Raw genomic sequence first — 8966 nt, 5'->3', positions numbered from 1 at the left:
GCTTGAGGCGAATCAGCCTCGCCGGCGCTTGAGGCGAACCCAGCCCGGCCGGCGCATGAGGCCACTCAGCCCCGCCGGCGCATGAGGCGAACCCAGCCCGGCCGGCGCATGAGGCCACTCAGCCCCGCCGGCGCTTGAGGCGAGCCCAGCCGGGCCGAGCGCATGAGGCCAACCTCAGTGCGCGTCGCGCACAGGTGCGTCCAAAGGATCGTTCCCCCGCCGAATCGTGCGCACGGAAGCCCCCGGCCGCCAGACCCGAATCACCATCTCGTCCCCGTCGATCCCCATCCGACTCACCTCCTCCAATTCCACCCGAAACAGGTGAAACGGCTCCGGCGGCTTCGTCTCGACCACATACCGCCCCTTCACCGCGTCGTCCACGACCTCGACCGCCCGCCCACTCACCCGCACGTCCCCATGCAGCATCTCCGCCCCCTCCCCCGGGTTGGCGAAGATCGAAAACCGCGGATCGCGCAGCAGATCCCGCGCCTTCAACGACGACGGCATCATGCCGAGCCACAGCTCCCCGAACCGGAAGTCCACCTCCAGCCCGCTCAACCGAGGCGCCCCGTCGCGCCGCACCGTGCCCAGCACATGGTGCTTGTACATCCCGAATCGCTCCCGCACCGTCGCCGCGAACTCCGGCTCGACCTTCTCGAACTCCGCCCAACTCGTCATACACCGATGCTGCACCGCCATCCCTGACAACCGTTGGCAAGGATTCCGAGTTATTTTCGAGTCATGCGATCCGGCCGACTGGTGGCGCTCCTGCTCCACCTGCAGAACCGACCCGGCGGGGCGACCGCCGCCGAACTTGCGACCGAGTTGGAGGTCTCGGTCCGCACCGTCTACCGCGACGTCGCCGCGCTCCAGTCCTCCGGCGTACCGCTGTGGACCGAGACCGGGCCGCACGGCGGGATCCGGCTGGTCGAGGGCTGGCGGACCAGGCTGGACGGGCTCACCGGGGACGAGGCCGCGGCACTGTTCCTGTCCGGCGCACCGCACGCCGCCGACGCGTTGGGCCTGGACACCGTGCTCGTCGCGGCGCAGACCAAGGTGATGGCCACGCTGCCCGCCGACCTGCGCACCCGCGCGGGTCGGGTCCGGCAGCGCTTCCACCTGGACGCGCCGGGCTGGTTCCAGCGGGACGAGGACGTCCCGTGCCTGACCGAGATCGCGAGCGCGGTGTGGACCGGTCACCGACTGGACCTGCGCTACGCGCGCCGCGATCGCGAGGTGACCCGCAGACTGGACCCGCTCGGCCTCGTGCTCAAGGCCGGCGTCTGGTACCTGGTCGCCCGTCACCGCACCGACATCCGCAGCTACCGGATGTCCCGGGTGGTGGCCGCGGCCGCCCGGCCGGAGCGCTTCGAGCGTCCCGACGGCTTCGATCTCGGCGCGTGGTGGGCACACAGCAACGACGACTTCGCCCGCTCCCTGCTGCGGTCGGCCTGCGTGATCCGGGTGTCGCCGTTCGGATTGGGGCAATTGCCCCGGGTGTTCGGCCCGGTGGTCGCCGCGGACGCCCTCGCCTCGGCCGGGCCGCCGGATCCCACCGGTTGGCGCGAACTGCGACTGCGCACCGAATCCGAGGAGGTCGCGGCGGGCCAACTGGTCGCATTGGGACCGCACATGGAGGCGGTGTCCCCGCCGAGCCTGCGCCGCGCCCTGGCCGAGATCGGCGCGGCGATCGCGGCCCGCCACGAGTGCGCGGAAGATCCCTCGCAAGGCTGACGGCGCCCCCCTTGCGGCGTGTGTCGAGTCCGGCCACGACATTTCGGGAACCCGGGGTCGGATGCGGATCGTTGGTACGGAGCAGGTGGACGCAGCGTGACGAATCGTCGACTCCGGTCGGCGACATACCCCACCGGTACGGGCCTCCCCTAGGGGTAGGGGTCGTTCGGCGTACCCGGGGTCCTCCCTGCGTAGGACGACCGGATCTGTCCTTCGAGAGGATTCGCGAGGCCCTCCTCCCCCCTACGGTGATCGTGTGCACTGCAAATCGCGGGGCGCGCCACCGTTACCACCTCATCTGGGGGACAGACTCGTGACCACGGCCACGGCTGCCATGACCGACGCGGACTCCAGGGGCACGATCGCCGCCCGCGCGCAGCAGCTCACCAAGGCGTACGGCGAAGGCGAGACCCGAGTCGTCGCTCTCGACAGCGTGGATGTCCAGATCGGTCGCGGTCAGTTCACCGCGATCATGGGCCCCTCCGGCTCCGGCAAGTCGACCCTGATGCACTGCCTCGCCGGCCTCGACTCGGTGAGCAGCGGCAAGAGCTGGATCGGCGACACCGAGATCACCGGCCTGAAGGACAAGGCACTCACCAAGCTCCGCCGCGACAACATCGGCTTCATCTTCCAGGCGTTCAACCTGCTCCCGACGCTGACCGCGCTGGAGAACATCACGCTGCCGATGGACATCGCGGGCCGCAAGCCGGACAAGGCCTGGCTGGACACCGTGATCGAGACCGTCGGCCTGCGCGACCGGCTCAAGCACCGCCCGAGTGAGCTCTCCGGTGGTCAGCAGCAGCGTGTCGCGTGTGCCCGCGCGCTGGCCAGCCGGCCGGAGATCATCTTCGGCGACGAGCCGACCGGCAACCTCGACTCGCGCTCCGGCGCCGAGGTGCTGGCCTTCCTGCGGCGCAGTGTCAACGAGCTCGGTCAGACCATCGTGATGGTCACCCACGACCCGAACGCCGCGTCCTACGCAGACCGGGTCCTGTTCCTGGCAGACGGTCGAATCGTCGACGAGATGCTGCGTCCCACGTCCGACGCCGTCCTGGAGCGCATGAAGCGCTTCGACGGCGCCCGGACCAGCTGAAACAGGCGGAGAGCCCCCCACCATGTTGAAAGCCACGTTCCGCAGTTTCCTCGCCCACAAGGGGCGAATGGTGCTGTCCGCCCTGGCAGTGCTGCTGTCGGTCGCGTTCGTCTCCGGCACCCTGGTATTCACCGACACGATCACCAAGACCTTCGACGACCTGTTCAAATCCACCGCGTCGGACGTCTCGGTCAAGCCCAAGTCCGAGTTCGACAAGGACGACCTCGCGATCACGGGGGAGACGCCCACACTGCAGCGATCGGTGATCGACAAGATCGCCAAGGTCGACGGCGTCAAGGAAGCGCACGGCAACGTCAGCCTCGAGTCGCTCACCGTGGTCGACAAGCACAACAAGTCGGTGGGCCCGTCCTCGGGTGCCCCGACCATCGCCACGAACTGGTTCGAGACCGACCGCACGCCGGTCAAGATCACCAGCGGTGCCGCGCCCAAGGGCCCGGCCGAGGTGATGATCGACGCCGACACGGCGGACAAGAAGCACGTCAAGATCGGTGACGAGCTGCGGGTGATCGCGCCGAACGGCGAGTTCCCGGTCAAGGTAAGCGGCATCGTCACCTTCACCACCACCAACCCCGGTGCGGCGCTGCTCTCGTTCGACAACGCGAGCGCGTCGCAGCGACTTCTCGGGGACGCGAACCTGGTCACCTCGGTGTCGGTGTCCGCCGCCCAGGGGGTCAGCGACAAGGACCTCAAGCTGCGCGTGCAGCAACTGCTCAACGACCCGAAGACCTTCGAGGTGCAGACGGCCGCGGAGTCCGCCAAGGACGCCAACGACCAGTTGAGCGGCTTCCTGAACGTGATGAAGTACGCGATGCTCGGCTTCGCCGGTGTCGCCGTGCTGGTCGGCATCTTCCTGATCTTCAACACCTTCTCGATGCTGGTCGCCCAGCGCACCCGCGAGTTGGGCCTGATGCGGGCGATCGGGGCGAGCCGGGCGGACGTGAACCGCTCGGTGCTGCTGGAGGCGGTCCTGCTGGGCGTGGTCGGCTCCACGCTCGGTCTGCTGGCCGGTCTCGGTCTGGCCGTCGGGCTCAAGGCGCTGATCAGCGCGGTCGGGATCAACCTCAAGGGCACGTCCCTGGTGATCAAGACCGCGACCCCGATCGTGGCCTACCTGGTCGGCGTGATCGTCACCGTGATCGCCGCGTACGTGCCGGCCCGTCGCGCGGGCCGGGTCGCCCCGATGGCGGCGCTGCGCGAGGCGGGTGCGCCGCCGCAGAAGTCGATCAAGACCCGCTCGATCATCGGCGCGGTGTTGTTCGGCCTGGGGGCACTCGCGCTGGTCGCGGGGGCCACCGCGGAGAACGGCGGCCAGGGCGGCGGATTCCTGGGCCTGGGCGTGCTGTTCACGCTGCTCGGCTTCATCGTGTTGGCGCCGCTGCTGGCCCGCACGGTGGTCCCGGCGCTGGCGTCCTGGTACCCGAAGCTGTTCGGCTCGATGGGCCGGCTCAGCCGGGAGAACGCGCTGCGCAACCCGCGCCGCACCGGCGCCACGGCGTCGGCGATCATGATCGGTGTCGCGCTGGTCAGCGGCATGGCGGTCGCGGCCTCGTCGATGTCGGCCTCGTTCGACAAGCAGATCGACAAGTCCCTGGGCGCCGACTACACCATCCAGTCGCTGACCGGAACCTTCCCCGAGACCATCGTCCAGGCGGCGCGCAAGACTCCCGGCGTCGGCGAGGTGGTCGCGCAGACCCTGAGCAACGCGACGGTCACCGCGGACGGCAAGTCCAAGAAGGACTTCATCCTCGGCTCGGAGCCGGGGATGGACGCCACGCTCAAGACCACCTACCTCCAGGGCAGCGGGGACGCGGCCATCGCGGCGGGCAAGGCGGCCATCGGCGAGGACTTCGCCAAGGACCACCACCTCGGCATCGGCGGCAAGATCGAGATCGGCTTCCCGAACGGGCAGAAGACCACGGTCGAGGTCGGCGCGATCCGCAAGAAGTCCGACGATGTCATCGGTGTGGGCGAAACGCTCGTGATCCCGAACACGATCATGAAGAAGTTCGTCCCGAACGTGCAGTACCAGAGCGTGAGTGTCAACGCGGCGAGCGGTCAGGACGAGAAGAAGGTCGGCGCGGCGCTCAAGGCGGCGCTCGATCCCTTCCCGCAGGTCAAGGCCCGTGACCAGAGCGACTACAAGGAACTGATCGGCAAGCAGATCGACACGTTCCTGTACCTGATCTACGGTCTGCTCGGCCTGGCGATCATCATCTCGATCCTGGGCGTGATCAACACGCTGGCGCTGTCGGTGGTCGAGCGCACCAGGGAGATCGGCCTGATGCGGGCGATCGGCGCCTCGCGCCGGCAGATCCGCCGGATGATCCGCCTGGAGTCGATGGTCATCGCGACCTTCGGCGCCCTGGTCGGGCTCGCGCTCGGCATGGCGTGGGGCATCGGCGCCCAGCGCCTGCTGGCCAAGCAGGGTCTGGACGTCCTGGAGGTCCCGTGGGGCACGGTCATCGGCATCGTGATCGCCGCGGCGGTGGTCGGCCTGCTGGCCGCCGTGATGCCCGCCTTCCGGGCGGCGCGGATGAACGTCCTGCGGGCGATCGCGACCGACTGATCCACCCCGGGTGACGCACCCATGAAGCAGCCGGCTCCCCATCCTCCCCCCTTGGGGAGCCGGTGACCGAAGAGCCCCCGAACCACCTTGCGCAGGTGGTTCGGGGGCTCTTTCGCGTACGGGGGTGCCGGGTTCGGGCGGGCTACGCGCCGGCGGTCTCCCGGTGGGTCTTCAACGCCCGGCGGCAGACCTGGTCCGCCTGGCGGGTGGTTTCCGGGAGGCGGTAGCGCGGGGTGAGGGCCAGTACGTGCGCACACGCCGTGTCCAGGTCGACGCCGTGGCCGATGGACACGAACACCGGCCTGATCGCCTCGCGGGTGCGCAACGCGCGCCCGACCACCTCCCCTTCGTGCACGATGTCGGCCGCGGCGCCCCGCTCGACCGCCGGCGTCTCGTACGCGCCGACGAAGAGCGTCTTGCCGACCCCGACGGCCGGCAGCCCGGTCAGCACGCCGAGGTGGCAGGCCAGGCCGAACCGGCGCGGATGGGCCAGGCCCTGCCCGTCACAGACGAGCAGGTCCGGCGTGGTGCCGAGTCGTCCGAGCGCGGCCAACAACGCCGGCACCTCCCGGAAGGCGAACAGGCCGGGCACGTACGGAAACGTCGCCACCCCGTGCACGACGGAGCGCTCCACCACCGCATGCGTGCGGGCGTCCAACACCACTACGGCGGCGGCCAGTTCGTCCGAGTCCTCGGCGTAGGCCACGTCCAACCCGGCGACGAATCGCACATCCCGAGGGCCCGGCCCGGGCCCGACGGTGTCCAACGACGGCCGCAACCGGTCCTGCACGGCCAACGCCTCGGCGACCGTCCGGGGCCAGGGCTCGGTCGCGTCGGTCGCATCGGGCGCGCGGGTCGCGTCGGGCGCGTCAGGCGCGCCCGCCGCTTCGGTCGCCGAGGAAGTGCTCATCCCGGAACGCTACCGCCGCGGGTGGTGCACCGAGCCGCTCGATGTCGCCGGTCGGCACCGCCCACGCGGCGGGCCCGGGGACCGGGCGCCGGGCGGGAGGTACCGCCCGCCGGCCCGGCAGCGGCACCCGGGCGTGGGCACCGGTACGGCCGACGCCGAACTCGGCGGTGGCGCCCAGGTAGGTGCGGGCCTGATCGCGGGTCAGGCCGTGGCCGGCGACCAGCAGTTCCTCGCCCTGGGCGGTGCACCGACGCAGCGCCAGGGCCGGATCGGCGGCGATGCCCAGCGGGATCAGCGTGTCCGCCGTGCTCGCGAACGGGTGCCGCAGGTTGCCGAATCGGGTGCGGACCTGCGCGTAGGGGATCACCTCGACGCGCAGGGTCACCTTGAGCGGCCCCTCCAGCGCCGCACCGCGGCCGTGTGCCAGGCGTGGGCCGCCGAGGTGGAGCAGGGCGCCGGCGGTCCGTACCGGCAGGTGCAGGGTGGTGCCCGCGCCCAGGAACGGCAGGTCCAGGTTGCCGCCGTGCGACCCGGCCCGGGTGGACAACCGGCGCAGGCCGTCGGGGGTGGCCACGCCGAGGACCGCCAGGCTCGGGCGCAGGGGCAGGGTCAGCTCGCCGGCCGGGGTGGGGATACGGGCGAGGCCGTCCCGGATCGGGCACACGGTGACCGGCGGGGTGCCCCGGCCCCGGCCGTGCCGCTCGGTCAGGACGCCGTAGCCGGTGCGCGGGGCCAGGTCGAGCAGGTGCACCGCGAGTACGTCGCCCGGCCGCGCGCCGGCCACCGCGATCGGGCCGGTGATCACATGCGGGCCGTCCACGACCGGATCGTGCGTGAGATCGGACGCGGCGAGCGCGTGGTGGTCGGCCGGCACCCGGTCGGCCGGGATGTGGTGCCGGCCGAAGAAGGCCGCCGGGTCGCGGCCCTGTTCGCCGAGCAGGCCCTCGTGCGACACCGTGTCCACGGTCAGCGTCTCGCCCGATTCGGCGAGCAGGACGGGCCGGTCCCGGGCGCCGGGCAGCCAACCCCACAACACGGTGCCGGGCCGGGACGGCAGGTGTCGCGGGTGCCGCCCGGGGCCCGGTACGGCGACGGGGGGCGCCTCGGTGATGGTCATGGAAACGGTTGTACGGGTGTGCCGTTGCCGGTCGGCGTCGGTCGCGTTACGTACCCGTTTCGCCCACTCGGGGTGCTCCGTAACGACGTCGAAACGCCGACGCAACAGCCCCGGGCCACAGTGGGGCGAGCGACACGAGGATGCGGTGCGCGGCCCGCGACGGACGCAGCCGATCCGCGCGGATTCGAGTCCAGGGGGTAGCGATGAGCGACAGGATCACCTTGTTCGGTGCCACGCTGCCGGACGGACGCAGGCGCGACGTGGTGCTGCGCAACGGTCGGATCGGCCTGGTGCGCGAGCCGGGTCGGCTGAGCCGGGAAGCCTGCGCCGGCCCGGACCTGACCGGCTACCTGCTGCTGCCGGCCCCCGCCGAGCCGCACGTCCATCTCGATCGTGCGCCGACCTGGCAGCCGGTGGGCTCGGATCCGGACGGGCGCGACGGCGCGTGGCGATCCTGGCTGCTCCGGCCCGCCCGCTATCACCCCGGCGACCTGCGGCGGCGCTCATGCGCGGCGTTGCGCACGCTGGCCGGGCACGGGGTGAGCGCGGTGCGCACGCATCTGGACATCGGCGAGGGCCGTACACCCCTGCGCGCGGTGGAGGTGATGGCCGAACTGCGCGCCGAGTTCGATCGGGTGCTCGACCTGCAGATCGTCGCGCTCCCGGTGCCGGGGACGACGGACCGCACCATCGTGGACGCGGTGGGCGCGGGCGCGACGGCGCTCGGCGGGCGACCCAGGTACGCGCCGGACTGCCGGCAGGAGACCCGTCGGCTGTTGCGCCTCGCGGACCGGGCCGGGGTCGCGCTGGACCTGCACCTGGACGACGGCTTCGACCCTCGGCTGCTCGCGGTCGGCGACCTGGCCCGACTGCTGCGCGCGTCGGGCTTCGACCGACCGGTGACGGCCGGTCACCTGGCCGGCCTGAACCGGCTCGCGCCGTCCGCCCTCGGGCGGGTCGCCGAGACGATCGCGGCCTCCGGCATGCGGGTCGTGGCGCTGCCGTCGGAGCGTGGCGGCGGACTGCCGATCCGCGAACTGGTCGCGGCGGGCGTCACCGTCGCGGCCGGCGGCGACCACCTGCGCACCGCGGGCCATCCGATGGGCCTGGCCGACCCGTTGGCCACGGCAGCCGCCACCGGGTTGCCGCCCGCCCAGGCGTGGGCCGCGGTGTCCGAGCACGCCCGAAGCGTGCTGGGCCTGGCTCCCGGCGGCCTCGAACCGGGCGCCGCGGCCGACCTGTTCGCGATCCGCGCCTCCTCCCTCACCGAGGCCCTGCGCACCCGCTCCCGGGACCGCATCCTGATCCGCGGCGGACGAGTGGTCGGCCGGAACGCGCCTCCTGCTCGGCAGCCCGGCGTCCCGAGGGCCGCCTAGCCGTATCGACCCGGGAGATCGACGACCCGCCCTGGACACCGGCTCCGGCCGCAGAGCGGGACCGGCGCTCGGATGCGGAAGGGAACCGTCCGGCGCCGGTCGTGCGTGCCCATCGGGGAAGGCCCGGGCGGCATCGGCTCGGGCGTTGC

At 71.8% G+C, this 8966-nt stretch carries 7 protein-coding genes; 4 read left to right on the top strand and 3 right to left on the bottom strand.

Annotated elements, in window-relative coordinates; genetic code table 11:
* Positions 1-174: 174 nt before the first annotated feature.
* A complete protein-coding gene (locus ACFXMF_RS10745) occupies positions 175-678 on the bottom strand; it encodes a pyridoxamine 5'-phosphate oxidase family protein (protein ID WP_379992561.1) in 504 nt (167 codons plus the stop codon).
* A 63-nt stretch (positions 679-741) separates the two neighbouring features.
* Between ACFXMF_RS10745 and ACFXMF_RS10740 the strand changes: the two genes are divergently transcribed.
* The 3 genes from ACFXMF_RS10740 (at position 742) to ACFXMF_RS10730 (ending at position 5414) form a co-directional block, all read left to right on the top strand.
* On the top strand, positions 742-1734 hold the full coding sequence (locus tag ACFXMF_RS10740) for a helix-turn-helix transcriptional regulator (protein ID WP_379992563.1): 993 nt from the start codon (positions 742-744) through the stop codon (positions 1732-1734).
* A gap of 334 nt (positions 1735-2068) precedes the next feature.
* Positions 2069-2827: an ABC transporter ATP-binding protein gene (locus ACFXMF_RS10735; RefSeq protein ID WP_026218223.1), complete on the top strand. Its 759-nt coding sequence runs from the start codon at positions 2069-2071 to the stop codon at positions 2825-2827.
* A 22-nt stretch (positions 2828-2849) separates the two neighbouring features.
* Entirely contained in the window at positions 2850-5414 is a 2565-nt protein-coding gene (locus tag ACFXMF_RS10730; RefSeq protein WP_360307545.1) for an FtsX-like permease family protein, read from the top strand.
* A gap of 142 nt (positions 5415-5556) precedes the next feature.
* Here ACFXMF_RS10730 and ACFXMF_RS10725 read toward each other — a convergent pair whose 3' ends face one another.
* Both ACFXMF_RS10725 and ACFXMF_RS10720 read right to left on the bottom strand, forming a co-directional pair.
* Positions 5557-6324 carry an endonuclease V gene (locus ACFXMF_RS10725; protein ID WP_360307542.1) on the bottom strand — a complete coding sequence of 256 codons (768 nt, stop codon included), beginning with the start codon at positions 6322-6324 and terminating at the stop codon, positions 5557-5559.
* Positions 6284-7441, bottom strand: a complete 1158-nt coding sequence (locus tag ACFXMF_RS10720; protein ID WP_379987653.1) for an acetamidase/formamidase family protein — start codon at positions 7439-7441, stop codon at positions 6284-6286. The genes ACFXMF_RS10725 and ACFXMF_RS10720 overlap by 41 nt, the downstream gene beginning before the upstream one ends.
* 203 nt (positions 7442-7644) lie before the next feature.
* On the opposite strand from ACFXMF_RS10720, the gene ACFXMF_RS10715 reads away from it, so the two are divergent.
* On the top strand, positions 7645-8817 hold the full coding sequence (locus ACFXMF_RS10715) for an amidohydrolase family protein (protein WP_379987651.1): 1173 nt from the start codon (positions 7645-7647) through the stop codon (positions 8815-8817).
* Positions 8818-8966: the final 149 nt, after the last annotated feature.

The organism is Embleya sp. NPDC059213 (assembly GCF_042754445.1).
In the GTDB taxonomy this organism is placed as follows: Bacteria; Actinomycetota; Actinomycetes; order Streptomycetales; family Streptomycetaceae; genus Embleya.
Note: the sequence above shows the minus strand (reverse complement) of the source record. Positions and strands in the feature narration are given on the sequence as shown.